The sequence below is a fragment of the Streptomyces canus 299MFChir4.1 genome, assembly GCF_000383615.1.
In the GTDB taxonomy this organism is placed as follows: Bacteria; Actinomycetota; Actinomycetes; order Streptomycetales; family Streptomycetaceae; genus Streptomyces; species Streptomyces canus_C.
Window position 1 is genome coordinate 114,451 of the sequence record NZ_KB911582.1, and the last position, 24,665, is coordinate 139,115.

General features: G+C 70.7%; 21 protein-coding genes. 14 read left to right on the plus strand and 7 right to left on the minus strand.

Annotation, left to right across the window (positions count from 1 at the left end; translation table 11 throughout):
• The first annotated feature begins 275 nt into the window (after positions 1 to 275).
• Genes H293_RS59645 through H293_RS0100525 form a run of 4 tightly spaced genes read left to right on the plus strand, consistent with a single transcriptional unit; the run spans position 276 to position 2,050 of the window.
• Positions 276 to 467, plus strand: coding sequence for a hypothetical protein (locus tag H293_RS59645; RefSeq protein WP_213083772.1), 192 nt, complete (start codon positions 276 to 278; stop codon positions 465 to 467).
• Positions 467 to 976, plus strand: a complete 510-nt coding sequence (locus tag H293_RS0100515; RefSeq protein ID WP_020115923.1) for a pyridoxamine 5'-phosphate oxidase family protein — start codon at positions 467 to 469, stop codon at positions 974 to 976. The genes H293_RS59645 and H293_RS0100515 overlap by 1 nt, the downstream gene beginning before the upstream one ends.
• Before the next feature lie 50 nt (positions 977 to 1,026).
• Positions 1,027 to 1,461, plus strand: coding sequence for a VOC family protein (locus H293_RS0100520; RefSeq protein ID WP_020115924.1), 435 nt, complete (start codon positions 1,027 to 1,029; stop codon positions 1,459 to 1,461).
• A 22-nt stretch (positions 1,462 to 1,483) separates the two neighbouring features.
• A complete protein-coding gene (locus tag H293_RS0100525; protein ID WP_020115925.1) occupies positions 1,484 to 2,050 on the plus strand; it encodes a dihydrofolate reductase family protein in 567 nt (188 codons plus the stop codon).
• A 95-nt stretch (positions 2,051 to 2,145) separates the two neighbouring features.
• Here the strand turns inward: H293_RS0100525 and glnA are convergent, their stop codons facing one another.
• Positions 2,146 to 3,507 carry a type I glutamate--ammonia ligase gene (glnA, locus tag H293_RS0100530; protein ID WP_028807424.1) on the minus strand — a complete coding sequence of 454 codons (1,362 nt, stop codon included), beginning with the start codon at positions 3,505 to 3,507 and terminating at the stop codon, positions 2,146 to 2,148.
• A gap of 339 nt (positions 3,508 to 3,846) precedes the next feature.
• Between glnA and H293_RS0100535 the strand changes: the two genes are divergently transcribed.
• The 3 genes from H293_RS0100535 (at position 3,847) to H293_RS0100545 (ending at position 7,210) form a co-directional block, all read left to right on the plus strand.
• Positions 3,847 to 4,512, plus strand: a complete 666-nt coding sequence (locus H293_RS0100535) for a DUF3105 domain-containing protein (RefSeq protein ID WP_020115927.1) — start codon at positions 3,847 to 3,849, stop codon at positions 4,510 to 4,512.
• 11 nt (positions 4,513 to 4,523) lie between these two features.
• Positions 4,524 to 5,123, plus strand: coding sequence for a DUF305 domain-containing protein (locus H293_RS0100540; RefSeq protein WP_020115928.1), 600 nt, complete (start codon positions 4,524 to 4,526; stop codon positions 5,121 to 5,123).
• A gap of 146 nt (positions 5,124 to 5,269) precedes the next feature.
• Positions 5,270 to 7,210 carry a S53 family peptidase gene (locus H293_RS0100545; protein ID WP_033415090.1) on the plus strand — a complete coding sequence of 647 codons (1,941 nt, stop codon included), beginning with the start codon at positions 5,270 to 5,272 and terminating at the stop codon, positions 7,208 to 7,210.
• A gap of 74 nt (positions 7,211 to 7,284) precedes the next feature.
• On the opposite strand, the gene H293_RS0100550 is transcribed toward H293_RS0100545, so the two are convergent.
• A complete protein-coding gene (locus tag H293_RS0100550) occupies positions 7,285 to 7,713 on the minus strand; it encodes a hypothetical protein (RefSeq protein WP_259294397.1) in 429 nt (142 codons plus the stop codon).
• 86 nt (positions 7,714 to 7,799) lie between these two features.
• Here H293_RS0100550 and H293_RS0100555 point away from each other — a divergent pair, with 86 nt between their 5' ends.
• Entirely contained in the window at positions 7,800 to 9,836 is a 2,037-nt protein-coding gene (locus H293_RS0100555) for an NAD(+) synthase (RefSeq protein ID WP_020115931.1), read from the plus strand.
• 188 nt (positions 9,837 to 10,024) lie between these two features.
• On the opposite strand, the gene panB is transcribed toward H293_RS0100555, so the two are convergent.
• Positions 10,025 to 10,891 (minus strand): 3-methyl-2-oxobutanoate hydroxymethyltransferase, encoded by an 867-nt coding sequence (gene panB / locus H293_RS0100560; protein WP_020115932.1) that lies wholly within the window; start codon positions 10,889 to 10,891, stop codon positions 10,025 to 10,027.
• Positions 10,892 to 11,095: 204 nt separating this feature from the next.
• Between panB and H293_RS0100565 the strand changes: the two genes are divergently transcribed.
• The 6 genes from H293_RS0100565 (at position 11,096) to H293_RS0100590 (ending at position 17,949) form a co-directional block, all read left to right on the plus strand.
• On the plus strand, positions 11,096 to 12,682 hold the full coding sequence (locus tag H293_RS0100565) for an MFS transporter (RefSeq protein ID WP_051138047.1): 1,587 nt from the start codon (positions 11,096 to 11,098) through the stop codon (positions 12,680 to 12,682).
• A 102-nt stretch (positions 12,683 to 12,784) separates the two neighbouring features.
• The gene (locus H293_RS0100570) at positions 12,785 to 13,408 is read left to right on the plus strand and encodes a TetR/AcrR family transcriptional regulator (RefSeq protein ID WP_020115934.1); all 624 of its coding nucleotides are present in this window, start codon (positions 12,785 to 12,787) and stop codon (positions 13,406 to 13,408) included.
• A gap of 196 nt (positions 13,409 to 13,604) precedes the next feature.
• A complete protein-coding gene (locus tag H293_RS0100575) occupies positions 13,605 to 14,654 on the plus strand; it encodes an endonuclease/exonuclease/phosphatase family protein (RefSeq protein ID WP_020115935.1) in 1,050 nt (349 codons plus the stop codon).
• A 101-nt stretch (positions 14,655 to 14,755) separates the two neighbouring features.
• Entirely contained in the window at positions 14,756 to 15,976 is a 1,221-nt protein-coding gene (locus tag H293_RS0100580) for an MFS transporter (protein WP_020115936.1), read from the plus strand.
• 129 nt (positions 15,977 to 16,105) lie between these two features.
• Positions 16,106 to 17,131: an ATP-binding cassette domain-containing protein gene (locus tag H293_RS0100585; RefSeq protein WP_020115937.1), complete on the plus strand. Its 1,026-nt coding sequence runs from the start codon at positions 16,106 to 16,108 to the stop codon at positions 17,129 to 17,131.
• Positions 17,128 to 17,949, plus strand: a complete 822-nt coding sequence (locus H293_RS0100590) for an ABC transporter permease (RefSeq protein WP_020115938.1) — start codon at positions 17,128 to 17,130, stop codon at positions 17,947 to 17,949. Before H293_RS0100585 ends, H293_RS0100590 begins: the two co-directional genes overlap by 4 nt.
• A gap of 39 nt (positions 17,950 to 17,988) precedes the next feature.
• On the opposite strand, the gene H293_RS0100595 is transcribed toward H293_RS0100590, so the two are convergent.
• The 4 genes from H293_RS0100595 to H293_RS0100610 form a co-directional block, all read right to left on the minus strand.
• On the minus strand, positions 17,989 to 21,369 hold the full coding sequence (locus H293_RS0100595; protein WP_020115939.1) for an AfsR/SARP family transcriptional regulator: 3,381 nt from the start codon (positions 21,367 to 21,369) through the stop codon (positions 17,989 to 17,991).
• A gap of 494 nt (positions 21,370 to 21,863) precedes the next feature.
• Positions 21,864 to 22,364: a DUF6578 domain-containing protein gene (locus tag H293_RS0100600; protein ID WP_020115940.1), complete on the minus strand. Its 501-nt coding sequence runs from the start codon at positions 22,362 to 22,364 to the stop codon at positions 21,864 to 21,866.
• A gap of 26 nt (positions 22,365 to 22,390) precedes the next feature.
• Positions 22,391 to 24,019: an IS200/IS605 family element transposase accessory protein TnpB gene (locus H293_RS0100605; RefSeq protein WP_020115941.1), complete on the minus strand. Its 1,629-nt coding sequence runs from the start codon at positions 24,017 to 24,019 to the stop codon at positions 22,391 to 22,393.
• Positions 24,012 to 24,587 carry an IS607 family transposase gene (locus H293_RS0100610; RefSeq protein ID WP_020115942.1) on the minus strand — a complete coding sequence of 192 codons (576 nt, stop codon included), beginning with the start codon at positions 24,585 to 24,587 and terminating at the stop codon, positions 24,012 to 24,014. Before H293_RS0100610 ends, H293_RS0100605 begins: the two co-directional genes overlap by 8 nt.
• Positions 24,588 to 24,665 lie beyond the last annotated feature (78 nt).

Below are 24,665 nucleotides of genomic sequence, written 5' to 3' on the forward strand. Positions count from 1 at the left end.
GGCGAGCGTGGGACGCAGAACCCACACGGAGCCGGGCCCGGGAAGTGAGGCACGGGCGAGGGCCTGGGCGAGCGTGGGACGCAGAACCCACACGGGGGGGTCAGGCAGGGGCGAGGCCCGGGCGGCAGCGGGGCGTAGGGCGCACGCGGACGGAGGCCGGGGCCGGGGGTAGGGCGCAGGACACGCGGACGGAGGCCCTCGGGTAGGGCGCAGGGCGGACGCGAGGCCGGGGTCGGGGGTGGGCGAGGTGGGAGGGGGCGGGCTCCGGCCGGACCGTGGCCCGTCTCCGTCCCGTCCCCGCCGCCGCCGTCCCCGTCCCCGTCCCCGTCCCCGTCCCCGTCCCCGTCCCCGTCCCCGAGCGGATCGTCTTCTCCTCCCGCATTCGGGGTACGCCTTGGGCAGACTGGGAGTGTCCGAGCCGGACCGCCGCGGTGGGCCGGGTGTTCCCCGAGCCGGAGGCGATGTGATGACCGAGAAGGAACCCGAGACCCACCTCGACGCGCGCTACAGCGACCCGGACGCGACGGCGCACGCCTGGGCCCACGCGGAGTCGCTGATGGCCTCCGCCGAGTTGTTCTGGATCTCGACGGTACGGCCGGACGGGCGCCCGCACGTCACGCCGTTGCCGGCCGTGTGGGTTCATGGGGCGCTGCACTTCTGCACCGGCCCCGAGGAGCGCAAGGCGAAGAACCTCGCGCGCAACCCGCACGTGACGCTGACGACCGGCACCAACATCTGGGACATGGGCTACGACCTGGTGGTGGAGGGCGAGGCGGTGCGGGTCTCCGACGACGCGAGGCTGCGCGAGCTGGCCGCCGCCTGGGAGGCGAAGTACGGCGACTTCTGGCACTTCGAGGTGCGGGACGGCTACTTCCATCACGGCCCGGGACACGCCGTTGTATATGCGGTGGCGCCGCGCACGGTTTTCGGCTTCGGTAAGGGACAGCCGTTCAGCCAGACGCGGTGGCGCTTCTGAGAACGGCCCGGAACGGCCCTCTGTACTGACGTCGACAAGGGAGTCACGCCATGGACATGAGCCTCGAAGTCATCCTGCTGCCGGTCACGGACGTCGACCGCGCCAAGGAGTTCTACCGCGACAAGGTCGGTTTCCACGTGGATCTGGACGGCGAGGTGATGGAGGGCGTCCGCATCTGCCAGCTGACCCCGCCCGGCTCGGGCTGTTCCATCGCCCTGGTGGACGGCCTCCAGGTCCCGACCGGAGCCCCGCAGCCGGGGACGTACCACGGCATGCAACTGTGCGTGACGGACGCGAAGGCGGCGTACGAGGAACTCACCGCCCGCGGCCTGGACGTCAGCGAACCGGTCCAGTTCGCCCCGCAGGACGGCGCCACCTTCATGTACTTCAAGGACCCGGACGGCAACGGATGGGCGATCCAGGAGTACAAGCGCAGGGAGACGGAGCCGCTGCACAAGGTTCTGTCGAAACTGGCAGAACAGTAGTCGCCCTTGAGGGGGCGATGACATGCGGAAACTGATCTACGGCATGAACCTCACACTGGACGGCTACATCGCCGCGGCCGGCGACGACATCGGTTGGAGCGGACCGTCGAGCCACGAACTGTTCCAGTGGTGGCTCGACCACGAGCAGGCGAGTGCCCTGTCGCTGTACGGGCGCAAGCTGTGGGAGGCGATGAGCTCCTACTGGCCGACCGGCGATCAGCAGCCGGGCGCCACCCCGGCGCAGATCGCGTTCGCGCGGAACTGGCGGGACACGCCGAAGGTGGTGTTCTCCTCGACGATCGACAAGGTCGACTGGAACACCCGCCTGGTCACGGGCGACGCGATCGCCGAGATCACCCGGCTCAAGGCCGAGGACGGCGGCCCGATGACCATCGGCGGCGCGACGCTCGCCGGGGCGGCCCTGCGCGCCGGTCTGATCGACGAGTACGTGATCGCCACCCATCCGGTCCTGGTGGGCGGCGGCACGCCGTTCTTCACCGCGCTGGACAGCTGGGTGAACCTGAACCTGGTGGAGACGCGGACGTGTCCCGGCGGAGTGGTCCTGACCAGGTACGAGACGCGGCGCTGAGCGGCTTCCCGCGCCGGCAGGACACGGTGAGGCCGACGGTCCGTGACCGTCGGCCCCACTTGGTCGAACAGCGGGAAACCCGCTCTGACCCGCCCCTACAGCACCGGCAGGTTCTTCCGCAGCTCGAAGGCCGTGACCTCGCTGCGGTACTCCTCCCACTCCTGCCGCTTGTTGCGCAGGAAGAAGTCGAAGACGTGCTCGCCCAGCGTCTCCGCGACCAGGTCGCTGCGCTCCATCAGGGTGAGGGCCTCGCCCAGGTTCTGGGGCAGGGGCTCGATGCCCATGGCGCGGCGCTCGGAGTTGGACAGGGCCCAGACGTCGTCCTCGGCGCCCGGCGGGAGCTCGTAGCCCTCCTCGATGCCCTTGAGGCCGGCGGCCAGGAGGAGGGCGTAGGCGAGGTAGGGGTTGGCGCCGGAGTCGAGGGAGCGGACCTCGATGCGGGCCGAGCCGGTCTTGCCGGGCTTGTACATCGGGACGCGGACCAGGGCGGAGCGGTTGTTGTGGCCCCAGCAGATGTAGGAGGGGGCCTCGCCGCCGGCGCCGGCGGTGCGCTCGGTGCCGCCCCAGATGCGCTTGTAGGAGTTGACCCACTGGTTGGTGACCGCGGAGATCTCCGCCGCGTGCTTCAGCAGGCCCGCGATGAAGGAGCGGCCGACCTTGGAGAGCTGGTACTCCGAGCCGGACTCGTAGAACGCGTTGCGGTCGCCTTCGAACAACGACAAGTGGGTGTGCATGCCGCTTCCCGGGTGCTCCGAGAACGGCTTCGGCATGAACGTCGCCTGGACGCCCTGCTCCAGCGCCACCTGCTTCATGACCAGGCGGAACGTCATGATGTTGTCGGCCGTGGAGAGCGCGTCCGCGTAGCGGAGGTCGATCTCCTGCTGGCCGGGGGCGCCCTCGTGGTGGGAGAACTCGACCGAGATGCCCATCGACTCCAGCATGGTGATCGCCTGGCGGCGGAAGTCCATGCCGATGTTCTGCGGGGTGTGGTCGAAGTAGCCGGAGTTGTCGGCCGGGGTCGGGCGTGAGCCGTCCAGCGGGCGGTCCTTCAGAAGGAAGAACTCGATCTCCGGGTGGGTGTAGAAGGTGAAGCCCAGGTCGGAGGTGCGGGCCAGGGCGCGCTTGAGGACGTAGCGCGGGTCCGCGAAGGACGGGCTGCCGTCCGGCATGAGGATGTCGCAGAACATCCGGGCCGTGCCGGGGGCCTCGGCGCGCCAGGGCAGGACCTGGAAGGTCGACGGGTCCGGCTTGGCGATCATGTCGGACTCGTATACGCGGGCGAATCCCTCGATCGCCGATCCGTCGAAGCCGATGCCCTCATCGAAGGCCTGTTCGAGCTCTGCCGGGGCCACCGCGACGGACTTGAGGAAGCCCAGCACGTCCGTGAACCACAGGCGTACGAACCGGATGTCGCGCTCCTCCAAGGTCCGGAGCACGAACTCCTGCTGCTTGTCCATCTTCCGCTTCCCCATCCTTGCTGGTCAGGCCGCCTGTCTCCGTGTCCCGCAGGAGGCGGTCGGGCACCTGAGCATCACACCACAACAGCGTTTCGTACGCGTTGCCGACCTTGATCGTCCCGGCGACCCGGGAGTGAACGCCTCACGTCCGGTGGATGTACTGCTCTGCCGCCCATCTTGCCTGCTCGGACTGACATACGTAATGCCCGGCCCACCCCGTCTCACCGCACGCCCCGGTTTCCTGTGGGCGCCCTACGAGCAACCACCCCGGCCCCACTACGATCAGCGGACCGCTCGTCACCATCCGTCCCGCCCCTTTCCCCCAGAAGGACACACCTCATGGGTTCCGCCAAGAAGAGCACCGCCACGGCACGCAAGGCGCGCATAGAGGAGATGCGGCGCGCCGAGCAGTCCCGGGAGCGCCGCAACCGGATCCTCACCATCGCCGCCAGCGCGGTCGTCGTCGCCGGTCTGGTCGCCGGCGCCATCGTGCTGGTGCAGTCGCAGTCCGACGACAGCACGGCGGCCGACGGCAAGGGCAACGGCAAGGGGCACTTCGTCACGGGCTCGGACGGTGTGCGGACCTGGAAGGGCACGCTGGGCCGCAACCACGTCGTCAAGACCGTGAGCTACCCGATGGAGCCCCCGGTCGGCGGCGACCACAACCAGGTCTGGATGAACTGCAACGGTGACGTCTACACCAAGGCGCTCAACAACATGAACGCCGTGCACTCGCTGGAGCACGGCGCGGTCTGGGTGACGTACACCAGCAAGGCCCAGAAGGCCGACGTGGACGCGCTCGCGGCGAAGGTGAAGAAGACGCCGTACACGCTGATGAGTCCGGACGACACGCAGAAGGACCCGATCATGCTGTCGGCGTGGGGCCACCAGCGGACCGTGACGGGGGCGAAGGACCCGAACGTCGACAAGTTCTTCGAGAAGTTCGTGCAGGGCGAGCAGACGCCCGAGCCGGGCGCGGCGTGCACGGGCGGTCTGGGGCAGTGAGGTTCGCGGGAGTGGCCGTGGCCGTGGCGGGCGTGCTCGTCGCGGCCGGCGCGATCACCTACGCCGTGGCCGAGGACGACGGATCGGGCGGCACCCCGGCAGCCGGGTCCGCGGACGCCGGTTTCGCGCGCGACATGGCCGTGCACCACCAGCAGGCCGTCGAGATGTCGTACATCGTGCGCGACCGCACCAAGGACGTCGAGGTGCGGCGGCTCGCCTACGACATCGCGCAGACGCAGGCCAACCAGCGCGGCATGCTGCTGGGCTGGCTGGATCTGTGGGGGCTGCCGAAGGTGTCGGCGGATCCGCCGATGACGTGGATGGGCATGGGTGACATGCCGTCGGCCGGTGAGGGCTCGCTGATGCCGGGCATGGCGACCGACAGCGAGATGAAGAAGCTGGGCACGCTGAACGGCAAGCAGGCCGAGATCTTCTATCTCCAGTTGATGACGGACCATCACCAGGGCGGTATCCACATGGCGAAGGGCTGCGTGGACAAGTGCGAGGTCGGTGTGGAGAAGCGGCTCGCACAGGGGATGGTCGCCGCGCAGCGCTCGGAGATCGACCTGATGGCGTCGATGCTCAAGGAGCGGGGCGCGAAGCCGCGATGATAGAGGGTTAACCCTCGAATTAGCCTTTTCCATTAGGTTAATTGGGTTCTTCTTGGCATGCGCATTCCCCTCGCATGAACGGTTCGTCGCAAGAGTGGCCACACCGTCGAGTGATCACTCGCGACGAACCGCATCCAGGGGGTTCCATGAGATCCAACCGCGCCAAACTCCGCGCCGGGGTGAGCATGGCGGCGACACTGCCGATGCTCGCGGGCGCGCTGGCGCTCGGTATACCCGCGGCCCACGCCGCGGACAGCCCGAACCGTGACACGCTGGCGGGGACCAAGCCCGCGTGGGCCACGGCCAAGGCCGACAAGGGCGCCACCTCGGACAGTTCCCAGGTCTCCGCCCGGGTCTACCTCGCCGGCAAGGACGCCGCCGGCCTCGCCGCCTACGCGAAGTCGGTGTCCGACCCGACCTCGGCCTCGTACGGCCGGTACCTGAGCGCGAAGCAGGCACAGGCCCGCTTCGGCGCGACCAAGGCGCAGGTCGCCGCGGTGAAGTCCTGGCTGGAGTCGGCGGGCCTGAAGGTCACCGGCGTCTCGCAGCACTACGTCTCCGTCACCGGTGACGTGGCCGCCGCCGAGAAGGCCTTCGGTACCCAGCTGCACAACTACGTCAAGGGCTCGAAGACCTACCGCGCCCCGGCCAAGGCCGCCTCCGCGCCGGCCGGCCTCGACGGTGCCGTCCTGACCGTCACCGGCCTGGACAACGCGCCGCACAAGGCCAGCAGCAAGGAACAACTGCCGCCGCCTGACGCCGTGTTCAAGAACTCCGGGCCGTTCTCCTCGTACTACGGCTCGAAAATCGCGAGCACGCTGCCCGAGGCGTACGGCTCGAAGATCCCGTACGCGATCAAGGGCTACACCGGCAAGCAGCTGCGCGCCGCCTACGGCGCGGGCACGTACACCGGCAAGGGAGTGCGCGTCGCCATCACCGACGCCTACGCCTCCCCGACCATCGCCTTCGACGCTGCCACCTACGCGAAGAAGAACGGCGACGCCGCCTACAACAGCGGCCAGCTCAAGCAGGTCCTGCCGAAGAACTACACGAAGACCGAGGAGTGCGGGGCGGCCGGCTGGTACGGCGAGGAGACCCTCGACGTCGAGGCCGTGCACGCGGTGGCGCCGGACGCGAACATCACGTACGTGGGTGCCGCGTCCTGTTACGACGACGATCTGCTCGACTCGCTCAGCAAGGTCGTCGACAACCACCTGGCCGACATCGTCTCCAACTCCTGGGGCGACATCGAGGCCAACCAGACGCCGGACCTCGCGGCCGCCTACGACCAGGTCTTCCAGTTCGGCGCGGTCGAGGGCATCGGCTTCTACTTCTCCTCCGGAGACAACGGCGACGAGGTCGCCAACACCGGTACGAAGCAGGTCGACACCCCGGCCAACTCGGCGTGGGTGACGGCGGTCGGCGGTACCTCCCTCGCCGTCGGCAAGGGCGACAAGTACCTGTGGGAGACCGGCTGGGGCACCGAGAAGGCCGCGCTGTCCGCGGACGGCAAGAGCTGGACCAACTTCCCCGGCGCGTTCACCTCGGGCGCGGGCGGCGGCACCAGCAAGACGGTCGCCGAGCCCTTCTACCAGAAGGGTGTCGTCCCGAACGCGCTCGCCACGGCCAACAACGCCGCCGGCAACCGTGTCGTCCCGGACATCTCCGCGATCGCCGACCCGAACACCGGTTTCCTGGTGGGTCAGACGCAGACCTTCCCCGACGGCTCGCAGCAGTACAGCGAGTACCGCATCGGCGGCACCTCGCTGGCCTCGCCGGTGATCGCGGCAGTGCAGGCGCTGGCGCAGCAGGCGAGCGGCGGCAAGGCGCTCGGGTTCGCCAACCCGTCGATCTACTCCAAGTACGGGTCCCGCGTGTACCACGACGTCACGGACAACCCGACGGGCTCCGGACTCGCGGTGGCGCGCATCGACTTCGTCAACGGCTCTGACGCCAGTGGTGGGTTGAGCACCTCGGTCCGCAGCCTCGGCAAGGACAGCTCGCTGTCCGCGGTCAAGGGCTACGACGACGTGACGGGCGTGGGTACGCCCGCGAACGGTTACGTGCGGTCGTTCGGCCGGCACTGACCGGACGTACGTCCCACAGGGGCCCGGTCCCGAAGGCGAGAACCTTCGGGGCCGGGCCCCGGCGCGTGTCCCGCCTACCTTCGCGCCATGGGGTCCGTGCTCCCGTGGCGGCCGGCCATCGCGTGCAGCACGAGCCCCACTGCCAGCAGGAGAGCCCCGGCGACGAGGAACGGCACCGGCGTGTACTCCTCGGTGCAGCTCTGCCCGCCGGTCACCGCGTGGCACACCTCTCCCGGACCGCCCCGGTTCAGGTAGGCGAGGTAGAACAGCGGCAGAGCCAGCCCCGAGACGGCGCCCACGACAGCGTGTCGAGGCCCCTTGCGGAGCAGCAACACCGCCGCCGCCACCGCGAGTACGACGAAGACCGCGCCCACCGTCAGGAGCGCCGCGAGGCCGATGCCGCCGCACGCTCCCACGAGGAGCCAGGCAAGGAACCAGCCCCATCCCGCCGTACGGTCCGGGCTGTCACCGCTTGAACCGCTCATGCCTGCGATGCCTCTCATGCCGTTCATGCCGCTTATAGAGGGCAAGCGTAGGGTCCGGCCCCCCTCAACTCCTATAGCGTCGCTCTGACGATTACACTGATCCTGTGACTGCCTCGAACTTCTGGTCCATCTATCAGCACGGGTTCGCACGCGTCGCGGCGTGTACGGGGCACACCGTCATCGCGGACCCGCCCGCCAACGCCGAAGCGGTACTGCGTCACGCGCGCCGGTGCTCCGAGGAGGGGGTCGCGGTCGCCGTCTTCCCGGAGCTGGGGCTGTGCGGCTACTCCATCGAGGACCTGCTTCTCCAGGACGCGCTGCTCGACGAGGTCGAGAAGGCGCTCGGGGAGGTGGTCGCCGGGTCGGCCGACCTGCTCCCGGTGCTGGTCGTCGGGGCCCCGCTGCGCCACCGCAACCGGGTCTACAACTGCGCGGTGATCGTGCACCGCGGCCGGGTCCTCGGTGTCGTACCGAAGTCGTACCCGCCCAACTACCGTGAGTTCTACGAGCGTCGGCAGATCGGCGACGGCGCCGACGAGCGCGGCGGGTCGATCCGGGTCGGCGGTGCGAGCGTGCCGTTCGGCGTGGACCTGCTGTTCGAGGCCGCCGACGTCCCCGGCCTCGTGCTGCACGCGGAGATCTGCGAGGACATGTGGGTGCCGGTGCCGCCCAGCGCGGAGGCCGCCCTCGCCGGCGCGACCGTGCTGGTCAACCTCTCCGGCAGCCCGATCACGGTCGGCCGGGCCGAGGACCGCAAGCTGCTGTGCCGCTCCGCGTCCTCGCGCTGCCTCGCCGCGTACGTCTACGCGGCGGCCGGGCTCGGCGAGTCGACCACCGACCTGTCCTGGGACGGCCAGGCCATGGTCTACGAGAACGGCGTGCTGCTGGCCGAGACCGAGCGCTTCCCGCTGGGCGACGAGTACGCGGTGGCCGACGTCGACCTGGACCTGCTGCGGCAGGAGCGGATGCGGATGGGCACGTTCGACGAGAACCGGCGGACCCATCGGACGCGCACCGGTGACTTCCGGACGGTGTCCTTCGAACTCGACCCGCCCGCGGGCGACCTGGGTCTCAAACGCCGTCTGGAGCGCTTCCCGTTCGTGCCGGCCGACGCCGAGCGGCTCGCCCAGGACTGCTACGAGGCCTACAACATCCAGGTCGCCGGGCTCCAGCAGCGGCTCGCGGCGATCGGCGGCCCGAAGGTGGTCATCGGTGTCTCCGGCGGTCTGGACTCCACCCACGCGCTGATCGTCGCCGCCCGCGCGATGGACCGCGCGGGCCGCCCGCGCAGCGACATCCTGGCCTGGACGCTGCCCGGCTTCGCCACCAGCGACCACACCAAGGGCAACGCCCACAAGCTGATGCGGGCCCTCGGCGTCACCGCGTCCGAGCTGGACATCACGCCGACCGCGCGGCTGATGCTCCAGGAGATGGGCCATCCCTTCGCCTCCGGCGAGCCGGTGTACGACGTCACCTTTGAGAACGTCCAGGCGGGCCTGCGCACCGACTACCTGTTCCGGCTGGCCAACCAGCGCGGTGGCATCGTGCTCGGCACCGGCGACCTCTCCGAGCTGGCGCTCGGCTGGTCCACGTACGGCGTGGGCGACCAGATGAGCCACTACAACGTCAACTCGGGCGTGCCGAAGACGCTGATGCAGCATCTGATCCGCTGGGTCATCAGCAGCGAGCAGTTCGACGAGGAGACCGGTGACATCCTCGCCGCGATCCTCGACACCGAGATCAGCCCGGAGCTGGTGCCGGGTGAGGAGTTGCAGTCCACCGAGTCCAAGATCGGTCCGTACGCGCTGCACGACTTCACGCTCTTCCACGTCCTGCGCTACGGCTTCCGGCCGTCGAAGATCGCCTTCCTGGCGTGGCACGCCTGGCACGACGAGAAGACCGGTGACTGGCCACCGAACTTCCCCGAGGCCAAGCGCGTGACGTACGACCTGCCGGAGATCCGGCGGTGGCTGGAGGTGTTCTGCAAGCGCTTCTTCGCGTTCGCGCAGTTCAAGCGCTCGGCCATGCCGAACGGGCCGAAGGTGTCGGCGGGCGGTTCGCTGTCGCCGCGCGGCGACTGGCGGGCACCGTCGGACAGTTCGGCGCGGGCCTGGCTGCGGGATCTGGAGCGGTTCGACTAGGGCCTGTTGGGAAGGTGGCCTCGTCGCCCGGTGCGCGGCCGCGCGGCGTTCGGTGCGTGCTCTCGGCGTGCCGGGCGTCGCGCGGCAGAGGCCACGTTCGCACCAGGCCGTGGAGGAGAGCGCCCCGCCGACGGGGGAAGATCGGCGGGGCGCTGTGGTGCCGCTGTGGCTCTGACGGGCCGTCGGCCCTAGTGGACGGAGTGCTCCTCCAGCGGGAACGTTCCGCCGACGACGTCCTCCGCGAAGGCCTTGACCGCGCCGGACATCACCTCGCGCAGGTTGGCGTACTGCTTGACGAACTTCGGGACCCGCCCGCCGGTGAGGCCGAGCATGTCGGTCCAGACGAGGACCTGCGCGTCGGTCTCGGGGCCCGCGCCGATGCCGACCGTCGGGATGTGCAGGACCCGGGTGACCTCGGCCGCGAGCTCCGCCGGGACCAGCTCCAGGACGACGGCGAACGCGCCCGCGTCCTGGACGGCCTTCGCGTCGCGCAGCAGCTGCTGGGCCGCCTCCTCGCCGCGGCCCTGGACGCGGTAGCCCATGGCGTTGACGGACTGGGGGGTCAGACCGATGTGGGCCATGACCGGGATGCCGGACTCGACGAGCAGGCGGATCTGCTCGTGGGAGCGCTCGCCGCCCTCCAGCTTCACGGCGCCGACGCCCGCCTCCTTGACCAGCCGGGTCGCCGAGCGCAGCGCCTGCACCGGGCCCTCCTGGTACGAGCCGAAGGGCAGGTCGCCGACGATCAGGGCGCGCGAGGTGCCCCGTACGACGGCCGCCGACAGCATGGTCATCTCGTCCATGGTGACGGGCACGGTGGTCTCGTACCCGAGATGGCAGTTGCCCGCCGAGTCACCGACGAGCAGCACGGGGATGCCGGCCTCGTCGAAGACGGCGGCGGTCGTCGCGTCGTAGGCGGTGAGCATGGGCCACTTCTCGCCGCGTTCCTTGGCGAGGGCGATGTCCCGGACCGTGATGCGGCGCGTGCCCTTCCCCCCGTACAGCGCCTTGCTGCCGTCGGAGGGCTTGGAGTGGGCAGCCGAAAGCTGCGTCATTGCAACGGCTCCTTACGTCATCTCGAGGCGCCCTCACGGCGTCCCCGGACCACCTCCATGGTGGCACCTCGTGCCAGTCAGGGCCAGAGGTGGTCGGTGTGACCGTTCAGGCACGGCTCGGGCGGGCACCCGGGTGAGTAAGAGCTGGGTAAATAATTAACGATACGAGACGGTGCCGTATCGTAATGGGGCTATTCTCGACGCATGACTACCGCAGCCCCTGACTCCCGGGTACCGGAGGCGGTGCACCGGCGCCGCTGGGCGATCCTCGGCGTACTGATGCTGAGCCTGCTGATCGTGGTGCTCGACAACTCGATCCTGAACGTCGCGATCAAGACGATCTCGACCCCCGCGCCGACCGGCCTGGGCGCCACCCAGAGCGAGCTGGAGTGGGCGATCAACGCCTACACCCTGGTCTTCGCCGGGCTCCTGTTCACCGCGGGCCTGCTCGGCGACCGGCTCGGCCGCAAGAAGGTGCTGCTGGGCGGCCTGGTCGTGTTCGGTGCCGGTTCCGCCCTCGCCGCGTTCTCCGGCTCGCCGGACCAGCTGATCGCCTTCCGCGCGCTGATGGGCCTCGGCGCGGCGTTCGTCATGCCGGCCACGCTCGCGGTCCTGATGAACGTCTTCGAGCGCGAGGAGCAGCCCAAGGCCATCGGCATCTGGGCGGGCGGCGTCGGTCTCGCCATCGCCATCGGGCCGATCACCGGCGGAGTGCTCCTCGACCACTTCTGGTGGGGCTCGGTCTTCCTCATCAACGTGCCGATCGTGGTGCTCGCCCTCGGGCTGATGCTGTGGCTGGTGCCGGACTCCCGCGACCCGAACCCGGGCCGGATCGACCCCGTCGGTGTCGTGCTGTCCGTCATCGGACTGGTCCTGCTCGTCTACGGCATCATCAAGGGCGGCCAGCTCGCCGACTTCACCGACGCGACCGTACTGGCCACCATCGGTGCCGGTCTCGCCGTGCTCGTCGCCTTCGTGGTCTTCGAGAAGCGCAGCGACCACCCGTCGATCGACGTCACCTACTTCAAGAACAAGGTGTTCTCGGCCGCGATCGGCGCCATAGGGCTGGTGTTCTTCGCGCTGATGGGCGTGACCTTCTTCTCGGTCTTCTACACCCAGAGCGTGCGGGGCTACTCGCCGCTGCAGACCGGTCTGCTGATGCTGCCGCTCGCCGCCGCGCAGCTGATCTTCGCGCCGCGTGCCCGGCTGGTCGTCGACCGCTTCGGCAACCGGGCGACGACCACCGGGGGCATGCTGCTGATCGCCGCGATGCTGTGCGCGTTCGCCGCGCTGGAGGCGGACACGCCGATCTGGCTCCTTGAGGTGATCTTCTTCCTCATGGGCACCGGCATGGCGCACATCATGACGCCGACCAGTGTCGTCATCATGCAGGCCCTGCCGCGCGAGAAGGCCGGCTCCGCGTCCGCGCTCAGCAACACCTTCCGGCAGGTCGGTGGCGCGCTCGGCATCGCCGTCCTCGGTTCGGTGCTCTCCACGGCCTACCGCAGCGGCATCGAGTCCCACCTCGGGGCGGTTCCGCCGGGCGTACGGCACACCGCGGGCGAGTCCATCGAGGCCACGCTCGGCGTCGCCGCGAAGCTCGGCCCCCGGGGCGACGCCCTGGTCGGCCCGGCCAACGACGCCTTCCTGCACGCGATGCACGTCACCGCGCTGTGGGGAGCGGGCGTGGCCCTGGTCGGCGCCCTCGTGGTGGCGCTCTACCTGCCGGGGCGCCCGGCGGAACGTCAGCCGGGCCAGGAGGAACAGGAGTTGGTTCCCGCGGGCGAGTGAACCGGCGCGGCGGTGCCCGGCCGGCGACGGCCGGACACCGCTCCCCCGCACCGCCATAGAGCAGGGATAATCACTTCATACGCACAGAGAGGACCCAGCGACGTGAGCGGCCTCGCCGAGAGTCAGTCCAGGCAGACGGGGGCCGTGCGGGGCCGGCCCCGCAGCGAGGCCGTGGAGCGGTCCATCATCGAGGCCGTCATCACGCTGCTGGAGGACGGCGTGCCGCTCGCCGAGCTGTCCATCGAGCGCATCGCCCGGACCGCGGGCGTCGGCAAGGCCACCATCTACCGCCGCTGGAACGGCAAGGAGGAGCTCTTCGTCGACGTCGTGCGCACCGCCGAGCCGCCGGACGCGGAACTGCCCGGCACCTCGATGCGCGACGATCTCGTGGCCCTGCTGGAGCAGTTGCGGCAGCGCGGGCTGATGACCCGGTCCTCGGCGCTGCTGCACAGTGTCTTCGCCCAGATGAAGAGCAGTCCGAGGGTCTGGGACGCGTACCACGCGATCGTCGTCGCGCCCCGGCGCCGCAAGCAGGTCGACATCCTGCGCCGGGGACAGGCCAACGGCGAGCTGCGCACGGACATCGACGTCGAGCTGCTCAACGACCTGATCATCGGACCCATGCTGTTCCGCACCATCATGCAGCCCAACGCCGCCCTGCCGGAGGGCCTGTCCGAACAGATCGTCGACACCGTCCTCGAAGGCCTACGCCCCGTCAGTTCCTAGTGTGCGCGTTTCGTCACAGAGGGCGCTTTCACCCCCTGGACGAGGAACTCGGAAAGGCGACTTGTACGTCATCGCCCCCGTACGGTCGTCATGGGACGACGAGGTGGAAGCCGATCATCCCCTAGGGTCGTACGGGGTTCTGACACCCCGCGGCAACGGGGCGAACGGTGTGCACGGCAGGTAGTGAGGCGACGGTATGGCGCAGCAGGCATACGTGACGGAGACGGCGGACGGCGGCTCGGGACCCGAGCGCCGCAGAGACCGGTTCCGGCGCCTGCTCGGCCGTCCGCTCTCCGGCTGGCGCGGTGACCGCCGCGTCTGGCGCCGCGGTGCCGTGCTGGCCGTCCTCGCGGTGCTCGTCGCCCTGGTGATGCTGATGCACGCGCAGATCCCGAACAAGATCGGCAACCTCGGCAGTCTCACGGAGACCTTCCTGCCCTGGCTCGGCCTGTTCGTGCCGGTGCTGCTCCTGCTCGGTTTCCTCCGCAGGTCCGCGATCGCGCTGATCGCGGTGCTGCTGCCGGCGGCCGTGTGGCTGAACCTCTTCGGCGGGCTGCTCTCCGTCAAGTCCGCCACCGGCGGCGACCTCACGGTGGCCACCCACAACGTCAACGCCGACAACGCCGACCCGTCCGGCACCGCCCGGGACGTGGCCGCCTCCGGCGCGGACGTGGTGGCCCTGGAGGAGCTGACCGCCTCGGCGGTGCCGGTGTACGAGAAGGCACTGGCGTCGACGTACCGGTACCACGCGGTCGAGGGCACCGTGGGGCTGTGGAGCAAGGACCCGCTGACCGGCGTGAAGGCCGTCGACATCAAGCTGGGCTGGACCCGGGCCATGCGGGCCACGGTGACCGCCCCGGACGGTCAGGTCGCGGTCTACGTCGCCCACCTGCCGTCCGTCCGGGTGAAGATGGAGGCCGGGTTCACCGCCCGGCAGCGCGACAAGAGCGCCGACGCGCTGGGCGAGGCCATCGCCGACGACAGGCTCCCCCGCAAGATCCTGCTCGGCGACCTCAACGGCACGATGAACGACCGCGCGCTCAACGCCGTCACCTCCCAGATGCGCTCCACGCAGGGCGCGGCGGGCAGCGGCTTCGGGTTCAGCTGGCCGGCGTCGTTCCCGATGGCACGGATCGACCAGATCATGGTGCAGGGCGTGAAGCCGGTGCGTTCGTGGACCCTGCCCGAGACCGGCAGCGACCATCTGCCGGTGGCGGCCCGAGTGAGCCTCACCACCTCTTCGTAACCCGCGGAGGCCTTTGGAATAGCGGGCCCGGGCGCGTTTGTTCCGCACTTGAACATACACTCGTACCGAACTCCGCTCTCCCCTGAAAGGCTCGGCTCTTCATGCCCTTGGCCCTGCTCGCTCTGGCCGTCGGCGCTTTTGGTCTCGGCACCACCGAATTCGTGATGATGGGCCTGCTGCCCGATGTCGCGGACGACCTGGGCATCTCCATCCCCACCGCGGGCCACCTGGTCTCGGCGTACGCGCTGGGCGTGGTGATCGGCGCCCCGCTGCTCGCCGCGGTCACCGCCCGGATGTCCCGTCGCAAGGTCCTCATCGGCCTGATGGGACTGTTCGTGGCCGGCAACGCGCTCTCCGCCCTCGCCCCCGGCGAGCACTGGCTGCTCGCGGCCCGCTTCCTGAGCGGTCTGCCGCACGGTGCCTTCTTCGGGGTGGGCGCGGTCGTCGCCACCGGCATGGTGGCACCGGAACGCAAGGCCCGCTCGGTCTCCCTGATGTTCCTCGGCCTGACCCTCGCCAACATCGCGGGCGTCCCCGTCGCCACCCTCATGGGCCAGCACCTGGGCTGGCGGGCGACCTTCCTCGGCGTCAGCGCGATCGGCCTGGCGGCGATAGTCTCCCTGGCGCTCCTCATCCCGCACGACCACGCGCACGCCCCGGCGGTGGGCCTGCGCCGCGAACTGGTCGCCCTGAAGTCGGTGCCCGTCTGGCTCGCCCTCGGCACCACGGTCGCGGGCTTCGGCGCGCTGTTCTCCGCGTACAGCTACATCACGCCGATGCTCACGGACGCGGCCGGCTACGCCGACTCCAGCGTGACGCTGCTGCTCGCCCTGTTCGGCGTGGGCGCGACGGCCGGCAACCTGATCGGCGGACGCCTCGCCGACCACTCGCTGCGCGGCACCCTGTTCTGCGGCCTGACCTCGCTGGTCGTCGTCCTGGCCCTGTTCCCGGTCCTGATGTCGACGCAGTGGACCGCGGCGACGGCGGTCGTGCTGCTGGGCACGGCGGCCTTCGTCACCGGCTCCCCGCTCCAGCTGATGGTCATGGAGAAGGCCTCGGCCGCCCCCTCCCTGGCCTCCTCCGCCAACCAGGCCGCCTTCAACCTCGCCAACGCCGGCGGCGCCTGGATCGGCGGCCTCGCCCTGGCCGCGGGCCTCGGCGCGACCTCCCCGGCCCTGACGGGCGCCGCCCTGGCCGTCCTCGGCCTCGGCGTCGCGACGGTGGCGGCGATCGTGGACCGGCGGCGCGTGGGCGCCCCGGCCGGCCGGGAGCGCGTGGTCGCCTCGCATGTGCCGGAGCAGGCGGAGGCCGTGCGGTACTGAGCGGTCGTACGACGAGGGGGGCGTCCGGTGAACACCGGGCGCCCCTTCTTTTCGGTCTGTCGGCGGCCTGTAGTTCCCTGTAGGCGGCCTGTCGGTGGTTTGTCGGTGGGGGCTGGCACTGTCCTCGGTATGACGCGAATCGACAAGAACCCCAAGAGCGGGGACTCCGCCGTTTCCGTGCGGGGGCTGGTCAAGCACTACGGCGAGACCAAGGCGCTGGACGGCGTCGACCTGGATGTGCGCGAGGGCACCGTGATGGGTGTGCTCGGGCCGAACGGCGCCGGTAAGACCACCCTCGTACGCATTCTGTCCACCCTCATCACCCCCGACGCCGGGCAGGCCACCGTCGCCGGTTACGACGCCGTGCGCCAGCCCCGCCAGCTGCGGCGGGTGATCGGGCTCACCGGGCAGTACGCCTCGGTGGACGAGAAGCTGCCGGGCTGGGAGAACCTGTACATGATCGGGCGGCTGCTCGACCTGCCCCGCAAGGAGGCCCGCACCCGGGCCGACGAGCTGCTTGAGCGGTTCTCACTGACGGATGCCGCGAAGCGGCCGGCGAGCACCTACTCGGGCGGTATGCGGCGGCGGCTCGACCTCGCCGCCTCGATGATCGGGCGGCCCCAGGTGCTCTTCCTGGACGAGCCCACCACCGGTCTCGACCCCCGCACCCGCAACGAGGTGTGGGACGAGGTCAAGCGGATGGTCGGGGGCGGGGTCACCGTCCTGCTGACCACCCAGTACATGGAGGAGGCCGAGCAGCTCGCCTCCGAGCTGACCGTCGTGGACCACGGCAAGGTCATCGCCGCCGGCGCCATCGAGGAGCTCAAGGCGAAGGTCGGCGGACGCTCGCTGCGGGTACGGCCCGTGGATCCGCTGGAGCTCCAGCCGCTCGCCGGGTGGATCGACGAGCTCGGCATCACCGGGCTCGCCACCTCCACCGTGGACACCGAGAGCGGCGCCGTCATCGTCCCGATCCTCAGCGACGAGCAGCTGACCGCCGTGGTCGGCGCGGTCACCGCGCGCGGCATCACGCTCTCCTCCATCACCACCGAACTGCCCAGCCTGGACGAGGTGTTCCTGTCCCTCACCGGCCACCGCGCCAGTGCCCCGCAGGACACCGTCCCCACCGACACCCGCGAGGAGGTCGCCGTATGAGCGCCGCAACCGCAACCGCAACCCCGATCGACGCCGACGCCCGGATTCCGCTGCGCGGCCATCTGCGCCACACCGGCGCCCTCATCCGACGCAACCTGCTCTGGATCCGCCAGGACCCGGAGTCGATGTTCGACGCCATCCTGATGCCGGTCGTCTTCACCCTGCTGTTCGTCTACGTCTTCGGCGGCTCGATCGGCCAGGCCCTGGGCGGCGGGCAGGACGGATACGTCCAGTACGTCATCCCGGGCATGATCGCGATGATGAGCATGACCCTGTCCCAGGGCGTCGGCACCGGCTTCAGCCAGGACTTCAACTCCGGTGTCATGGACCGTTTCCGGTCGCTTCCGATCGGGCGCGGCTCGGTGCTGTTCGCGAAGATCTCGGTGGAACTGCTGCGGATGCTGTTCGCGACCACCGTGCTGATGATCGTCGCCGTTCTGGTGGGCTTCGACATCCACCACTGGGGCGGTCTGTTCGCGGCGGTCGGTCTGTCCGCCGTGTTCGCCTCCTCGATCATGTGGGTGTTCCTCACCCTGGGCGTGATCCTGAAGAACGCGCAGTCCGTGCAGGCGATGGGCTTCCTGGTGCTGTTCCCGCTCCAGTTCGGCTCGTCGATCTTCGCGCCGACGAACTCGATGCCGGGCTGGCTCCAGCACTTCACCGACTACAACCCGCTGTCCACGCTCGCCGACGCGGCCCGCGGACTGATGGTGGGCGGTCCGGTCGCGCACGACCTGTGGGTCACGCTCGGCTGGTCGGCGGCGATCACCGCGGTGGCGGCCCCGTACGCCATCCACAAGTTCCGCACGAAGAACTGACCGGCCTGACCGGCCTGGACGCCCAGGCGTCGGTGCGCGTCACACCAGGGCGGCGGCCTCCTCCACGGAGAGGCCGTCGCCCTCCGCGTACGCCGTGTCGTAGGCCGCGTCGCCCAGCACCGCGCGCAGGTCGCGCTCGGCCCCGGCCCGCATGGTGCGCTCGATGGTCGTCGGGGCGTGATCGACGGGCAGCAGCGCGTCCCCGACCCTGAGGCAGCGGGCGCCGTCGCGGGCACGGGCACCTCCGTCGGCCCCGGCGAGGGCGAGCGCGGCGGTGTGCAGGTACATGGTGCGCATATGGGGGGCGATGGTCAGGGCCAGCGGGTCCTCGGACTTCTCCAGTGCCCGGCGGGTCAGCCGCAGACACTCCTCGTAGCAGCCGTCCAGGGCCTCCAGCCAGGCCTCCGAGCCGAGGATGAAGGCGTCGAAGATGACGAAGTGGGCGATGCCGAACTGCTCTCGCAGCAGGCGGAGTTGTTCACGCGCCTCGGGGATGCGGCCGGTCAGGCCGAGCCAGCCGGCCAGGAACATCCGGGAGGCGGGCATCGCCTCGTTGCGCGCGCCCTCCTGGTCGGCGATCACCTCGCGCAGCAGGAGTTCGCCGCGCTCGGCCTCCCCCGTCTCCAGCAGCGCGCTGCCGAGGCGGGCGTTGAGCACGGACTTCTGGGCGCGGGCACCGAGCTGTTCGGCCCGCACGATCGCCCGCTCGTAGTCGTCGGCGGCCGCCCGCCACTCGCCCTTGCGCTCATGGGCCTCGGCGCGCGCGGAGAGCGCCTCGGCGGTTCCCCACACGTCGCCGAGCCGCTCGTAGATCGCCAGCGCCTCCTCGGCGTCCTGGATGGCGTCGCCGGCCCAGTCGGAGCGGTTGGCGAGCAGATTGGCCCGCCACTGGAGGGCGGCGGCGAGCTCCCACTCGTAGCCCGGGGTGGCCCGGCAGGTGTCGACGGTCGCCCTGATGACGTCCCGCAGCCGGTCCATGTCCCCGGTGAGCATGATGGCGAAGAACCACAGGGAGCCCGGCATCCGGCAGGTCTGTGCCATTCCGGGCTCGTAGGTGGCGGCGATGGACCGCAGCTTCGCCTGCGCGTGCTGGTTCTGCCAGGCGTCCAACTCCGTGTCCATGCAGGCGAGATGGATGAGATGGGCGCCGCGCCTGGCCTCCTCCAGAACCTCGCCGGTCCACGGCGGCGGGGTGTCCGTGCAGCGCTCCCACACCGGTGCGGCGGGGCGGACCGGCTCGGTGAAGGGGTCGGGACCGAGGCCCTGCACCTCGCGGGACCAGTTGCGGGCCTCGATGCGCAGGTCGCGCATCTGCCAGTACCAGGCCAGCGACAGGACCAGGCACAGCCCTTCCTGCTCGTCGCGGTCGGCCACGACCCGGCGCAGCGCGGTGCGCAGGTTCTCGTACTCGCGCTCCAGGCGCTCGATGGCGCCGAGTTGGCCGGCGCCGCGCAGCAACGGGTCGGTGACGCGGGCGAGTTCGCGATAGTACGTCAGATGCGCGCGCTCGGCGTCGGCGCGGGCCCCGTCCGCCTCGTCGAGGCGCTCGCCGGCGTATTCGGCGACGGTCTCCAGGAGCCGGTAGCGCATCTCGCCGTCCCCCGAAGGGGCCGCCACCACCAGGGACTTGTCGACGAGCGAACCGAGCGCGTCCAGCGCGCCGGGGCCGCAGACCGCCTCGGCGGCGGCCAGGTCGCAGCCGCCGGCGAACACCGAAAGGCGCCGCAGGACGTCCCGTTCCTCCTCGTCGAGCAGGTCCCAGGACCAGTCGACGACAGCCCTGAGGGTCTGCTGGCGGGGCAGGACGGTACGGCTGCCGGAGGTGAGCAGCCGGAACCGGTCGTCGAGCCGGTCGGCGATCTGACGAGGGGTCAGCATCCGCAGCCGGGCGGCGGCGAGCTCGATTCCCAGGGGCAGCCCGTCGAGGCGCCGGCAGATCTCCGCGCAGGCCGCCGCGGTCTCCTCGTCGGCGTCCACCCGGAACCCGGGCCGGGCCGAGGCGCCCCGGTCGGCGAGCAGCCGCAGCGCGACCGGCTCGGGCAGGGGCTCCACGGGACGCAGCAACTCCCCCGGCACGCCGAGGGGTTCACGACTGGTGGCCAGGATGGTCAGCCCCGGGCAGCGCTCCAGGAGCCGTTCCGCCAGCCGGGCGGCCGCGTCGACCACGTGCTCGCAGTTGTCGAGGATCAGCAGCATGCTGCGCCGGCCGCAATGCTCGGCGAGCCGCTCGACGGGTTCGTCGAGCCGCTCGCTGCCCGCGGCGCGCATCGCCTCGGCGGCACCGGCGCCGTACAGCACGGTCTCGCGGGCCCCGACGGCGGTGAGCACGGCCTCGGGCACCGCGTCCGGGTCGTCGACCGGCGCGAGCTCCGCCAGCCACACCCCGTCCCGCACCACGTCCCCCACGGCCTCGGCCGCCTCCTGCGAGAGCCGCGTCTTCCCGGCCCCGCCCGGCCCGAGCAGTGTGACCAGCCGCGCGGTCGCGAGGTCGCCCCGGATGGCATCGATGTCGGCTTCCCGGCCGACGAAGGAGGTGAGCCGGGCGCGGAGGTTGCCGGCGGGCGGGGGTGCGGTGGTGTGAGCCGGGGTTCCCTCCGCCGCGGGGGCCTGCGCGGCCGGGGTCTGCGCGGCCGGGGTCTGCTCGCGGGCGCCACCAGCGGGCCCACCCGTCCCCCAGTCCCGGCGGGACGGCTCCGGTCGCAGCAACTCCCCGTGCAGAGCCCGCAGTTCGGCCCCGGGGTCGGCCCCCAGCCGGTCCGCGAGCAGTTGTCGTACGGACTCGTAGGCGGCCAGTGCCTCCGCCGTGCGGCCCGTGTCGCGCAGGGCGCGCAGGCGGAGGCACTGGAGGGGTTCGTCGAGGGGGTGGGTGTCGCAGAGGGCGGTCAGTTCGGGGAGGGACTGGTCGGCCTGGCCGAGGGCGAGGGCGGCGGCGTGACGGGCGCGCAGGGCGTCGAGCCGGCGGGCCTCGGCGCGGGTCGCCTCGGCGGTGCGGTCGGGCAGATCGGCCAGCGCCGGGCCCCGCCACAGGACGAGGGCGTCGTCCAGGACCACGGCCGCCTTCGCGGGGTCGCCGTCGGCCAGCGCCCGCATGCCGTCGCCCGCGAGCCGCTCGAACCGGTGCAGGTCGATGTCGTCCGGCGTGGCCGTCAGCCGGTAACCGCCGTCCACGGATGCCACGGCGTCCGCGCCGAGCGCCCGCCGCAGCCGCCCCACCAGCGCCTGCACCGCGCCCGTCGCGTCGGCGGGCGGGTCACCGTCCCACACCTCGTCCACCAGGAGGCTCACCGGGACGGTCCGGCCGGGCCGCAGAGCGAGCACGGTCAGCAACGCACGCAGGCGCGTCCCGCCGACCGGGACGGCCGTACCGTCGGAGCGGAGTGCTTGCGTGGTGCCGAGGATGCGATAGCGCACGGGGTCCATTGTCTCTGCCGGGGGCGGGACGGGTCACGGGGTTCCGGGGGCGGGGTGTCGGGTGGGCGGCTGGAACGCCGGGGCCGGTCGGGGTGCAGGTTGGCTTGCCGGGTTGCCGAGGCTGCCGGGGCCGGTCGGCGTGGCGGGGGCGGGACGGGTCACGGGGTTCAGGGAGCGGGGTGTCGGGTGGCCGGCTGGAGCGCCGAGGTCGGCCAGAGTGCTGGTTGGCCTGCCGGGTTGCCGAGGCTGTGCCGAGGTCGGTCGATGTGCCGGGGGCGGGACGGGTGACGGGGCTCCGGCAGCAAGAGGTCGACTGGAGCGCCGGGGCCGGCTTGGGTGCCGGCTGCCGGATTGCCGGGCTGCCGAAGCCGACCGGACTGCCGGGGCTGATCGGAATTGCCGAGGCCGGCCGCAGTGCCGGAGTCGGCCCGATTGCCGAGGCAGGTCCGCCCCGGCCGGGTGCCCTGCCGAGGCCCCCCACAAGAGGCCGACCGCCGGAAGGCTCACGCCCCGCCCGGGACCTCCAGCGTGGCCAGGACCCCCGCCTCGGACCGCTCACCCCCACCGCCCTCGAACCACTTCGGGCACGCGTCCACAGACCGCAGCGACCGTCGCCCCGGCACCGGCTCCCAGGTCCGCGAACCCGGCTCCGTCCTGCCGTACTCCTGTGTCACGACCTGCACCCTCCGCACCCGTCCCCGCACCTCGGGCAGGCGCCCGCCGTGCGTCTCGACGGTGAGCAGCCCGACGAACCCCCGAGAGTCCTTCGGCACCGGCACATGTTCCGCCACCCCCACGACCAGGCCGCTCCCGTCCCGCAGCACCCGCACGGCACGCTGTTCCACCGGCCCGGAGAGCTCGCTGAGGTGGTGGTCCCAGCCGCCGCCGAGCACGTCGTCCGGGGCGTGGAGCAGCAGCGGCCAGCCCACCTCCTCCCCCACCGAGAAGGGCGTACCGCAACACTCCATCTGCCAGTCCGCGTAGAACACGTGCCAGAGCCCCATGTCCCCAGCCTTCCATGGAACCGTTCCTAATCAGTGAGCAGGAGTGAGTCTTGGACCCATAACTGGTCACTGCGGACACCCCGAACGGTTTTGGATGTCCTGGTCGCCCGCGTACTCGCCGCGTCCGGCGGCACGGATCGTGTCCGTGGTCCGGGGAAGCGGGGGCGGGTTTCCTCGCGCCCAGGGGCACGCCGGTCGGCCTGGACGGTCCGATGCCCGTGCACATCGCTCTGGTGTGCACGGGGCGGTGTCGTCCGTCGCCGGATCGGGTGTCCCTGGGCGCGTCGTCCGATCGCGATGCTCGCCGCATCGTGCCGGGTGGTCCTACGGGTGGGGCCCGCCATCGGTTTTTGCCAGTGCTGTGCGCCCCACTTGCTGGTGTAGGCCGGGTCCACGGCGATGATCGTGATACCTGTGGCGTCGGCCATGGAAGTCAGCCGGGCGCGGAGCCTGCCGGTCGGCATGCCGGAGATGAGCTGCCGGAATCGACGCTTGCGCCCGTGCTTCTCTCTGGTTTTCTCGGCCTGGAAGTCGAGGTCTTCGACCGCGATTGCCTTGACGCCGCAAGTCTTGGCCCAGTTCAGCAGCCGTGTGAGGGCGTGCCGTAACTGGGCATCGCGGTGCTGGGCGTTGCCGGACAGGTCGTAGAAGAACCGGCGCGGCCGGCCGACCGGGTTGCCGTGCGTGTCCAGGCGCCATGCGGCGAGGTGGTCGGCGTTGGTGTCCACGCCGATCACGCCATCGGCAAGAACGGCTTCGAGCGGGAGGGTCCTGGCAGGTGAGATCTGCCAGGTGGCGTCCGTGTACCAGCGTCCGCGTCCCGTGTCGTAGTGGATGCGGTAGGCCACGGCCCGGTTGGCTTCCACGCGGTCGGCCCACTCCTGCCCCCGGTGCCGGAACCGTACCTTCGCAGCTAGTACGTACCGGCCGTGCCTGGCGTTCGCCAGGTCGGCGAGCGGGGTCGGGAGCTTGATCGATATTTCGCCCTCGGGCGTGATACGGACCGTCTCGTTGCCGAACCTTTTCCCCGACTCGCCGTCCGCCTGGAGGAACCAGCGCTCGGCTTCCCACCGCTCACGCCACCCGGCCCTGGTGAGCTGCGCCGTGGCGAGGTGGTGACGGGTGCCCAGCAGACGTTTGCCGCCACGCACGACATGCACCCGGCCCGCTTCTCGGTCGGCCCGAACCTTCTCGAGCCGGTCCTCCAGCACATGCAGCCGTCGTGTCTTGTGAAACCACTCGTGCGCGGAGCGGTAGCCGCCCGGAGCCCGCTTCGTGCCCTGGTGACCGACCGGCAGCGACAGCCGGTGCCGGATCGTCGTGATACCGGCTTCGAGAGACTGCACGTGCGCGGCCTGGCCGCGCCGGGCGAGCGCCCACTGGTCATGCGTGGCCCTTGTGATCGACCCGGCCCACCTGGACGACGACTCGGCTGTCAGGTCCCGCTTACGGGCCGCCCATGACTCGGTGGAGTGCTCCAGGCCGTCCGCGCAACGCGCTTTGAGGTCCTTCGAGGCGAGCGAGCCAAGGTGCGCACCCACCAAGCGCAGAACCTTCTCATCCTCGGACGTGAGGTCCTTCAGCCGGGCCCGGATCGCAACACCGGACGGGCCGAGAGCCACGAACGGCGTGGCAATCGGGCGGAGGTCAGCCATGTTCGGCGGCTTCCAGTGCCTTGCGGGCGCGGTTCTTCGCCGACCTGCGACCGTACAGGCGGGCGCAGAACCAGGTCAGCACCTCCACCATGTCCCGCACCAGGTCGTCTTCGACCTCACCGTCATCCAGGACCAGCAGGCGACGGCTCATTGCGGACAAGGCGGCCTCGACAAGCTCGACGTTCATCCGGCCGAGCCGGTCCTTGTGCTCCACCACCACGGTGGTCACGTTCGGGTCGGCCAGCAGACGCCGGGCCTTGGACCGGCAGCCGTTCATCCCGGAAGCGATCTCCGCCTCGACACGAACGACTCGGTGACCGGCCTGCGCCGCCCACGCCGACAGGCGAGCGACCTGGCGTTCCAGATCGGTCTTCTGATCGTGTGAGGACACGCGGGCATACAGGCCCAGACCGCCGATGGCCTCGGGTGTGGTGTTCGCGTCGATGTTCACCAGGATCGTGCGTGGCCCGACCCGCTGAGCCGGTACCGGCAACGTCCCCTCACGGAACCAGCGATACGCGGTCTGCGGATGCACGCCCTGCGTCTTCGCCCATTCCGTCAGATTCACGCTCTGACAACGACACTCACTCATGCATGGTTACGCTCACTCAACCGACTTCAAGGACCAGCAGGTGGAACCCCCGCC

Excerpts from the sequence above, each read along its gene's own strand:
- H293_RS0100515 (WP_020115923.1), top strand. The coding sequence starts at position 467 with ATGACCGAGAAGGAACCCGAGACCCACCTCGACGCGCGCTACAGCGAC.
- H293_RS0100520 (WP_020115924.1), top strand. The coding sequence starts at position 1,027 with ATGGACATGAGCCTCGAAGTCATCCTGCTGCCGGTCACGGACGTCGAC.
- H293_RS0100525 (WP_020115925.1), top strand. The coding sequence starts at position 1,484 with ATGCGGAAACTGATCTACGGCATGAACCTCACACTGGACGGCTACATC.
- glnA (WP_028807424.1), bottom strand. The coding sequence starts at position 3,507 with ATGGACAAGCAGCAGGAGTTCGTGCTCCGGACCTTGGAGGAGCGCGAC.
- H293_RS0100535 (WP_020115927.1), top strand. The coding sequence starts at position 3,847 with ATGGGTTCCGCCAAGAAGAGCACCGCCACGGCACGCAAGGCGCGCATA.
- H293_RS0100545 (WP_033415090.1), top strand. The coding sequence starts at position 5,270 with ATGAGATCCAACCGCGCCAAACTCCGCGCCGGGGTGAGCATGGCGGCG.
- H293_RS0100550 (WP_259294397.1), bottom strand. The coding sequence starts at position 7,713 with ATGAGAGGCATCGCAGGCATGAGCGGTTCAAGCGGTGACAGCCCGGAC.
- panB (WP_020115932.1), bottom strand. The coding sequence starts at position 10,891 with ATGACGCAGCTTTCGGCTGCCCACTCCAAGCCCTCCGACGGCAGCAAG.
- H293_RS0100565 (WP_051138047.1), top strand. The coding sequence starts at position 11,096 with ATGACTACCGCAGCCCCTGACTCCCGGGTACCGGAGGCGGTGCACCGG.
- H293_RS0100575 (WP_020115935.1), top strand. The coding sequence starts at position 13,605 with ATGGCGCAGCAGGCATACGTGACGGAGACGGCGGACGGCGGCTCGGGA.
- H293_RS0100580 (WP_020115936.1), top strand. The coding sequence starts at position 14,756 with ATGCCCTTGGCCCTGCTCGCTCTGGCCGTCGGCGCTTTTGGTCTCGGC.
- H293_RS0100585 (WP_020115937.1), top strand. The coding sequence starts at position 16,106 with ATGACGCGAATCGACAAGAACCCCAAGAGCGGGGACTCCGCCGTTTCC.
- H293_RS0100590 (WP_020115938.1), top strand. The coding sequence starts at position 17,128 with ATGAGCGCCGCAACCGCAACCGCAACCCCGATCGACGCCGACGCCCGG.
- H293_RS0100595 (WP_020115939.1), bottom strand. The coding sequence starts at position 21,369 with ATGGACCCCGTGCGCTATCGCATCCTCGGCACCACGCAAGCACTCCGC.
- H293_RS0100600 (WP_020115940.1), bottom strand. The coding sequence starts at position 22,364 with ATGGGGCTCTGGCACGTGTTCTACGCGGACTGGCAGATGGAGTGTTGC.
- H293_RS0100605 (WP_020115941.1), bottom strand. The coding sequence starts at position 24,019 with ATGGCTGACCTCCGCCCGATTGCCACGCCGTTCGTGGCTCTCGGCCCG.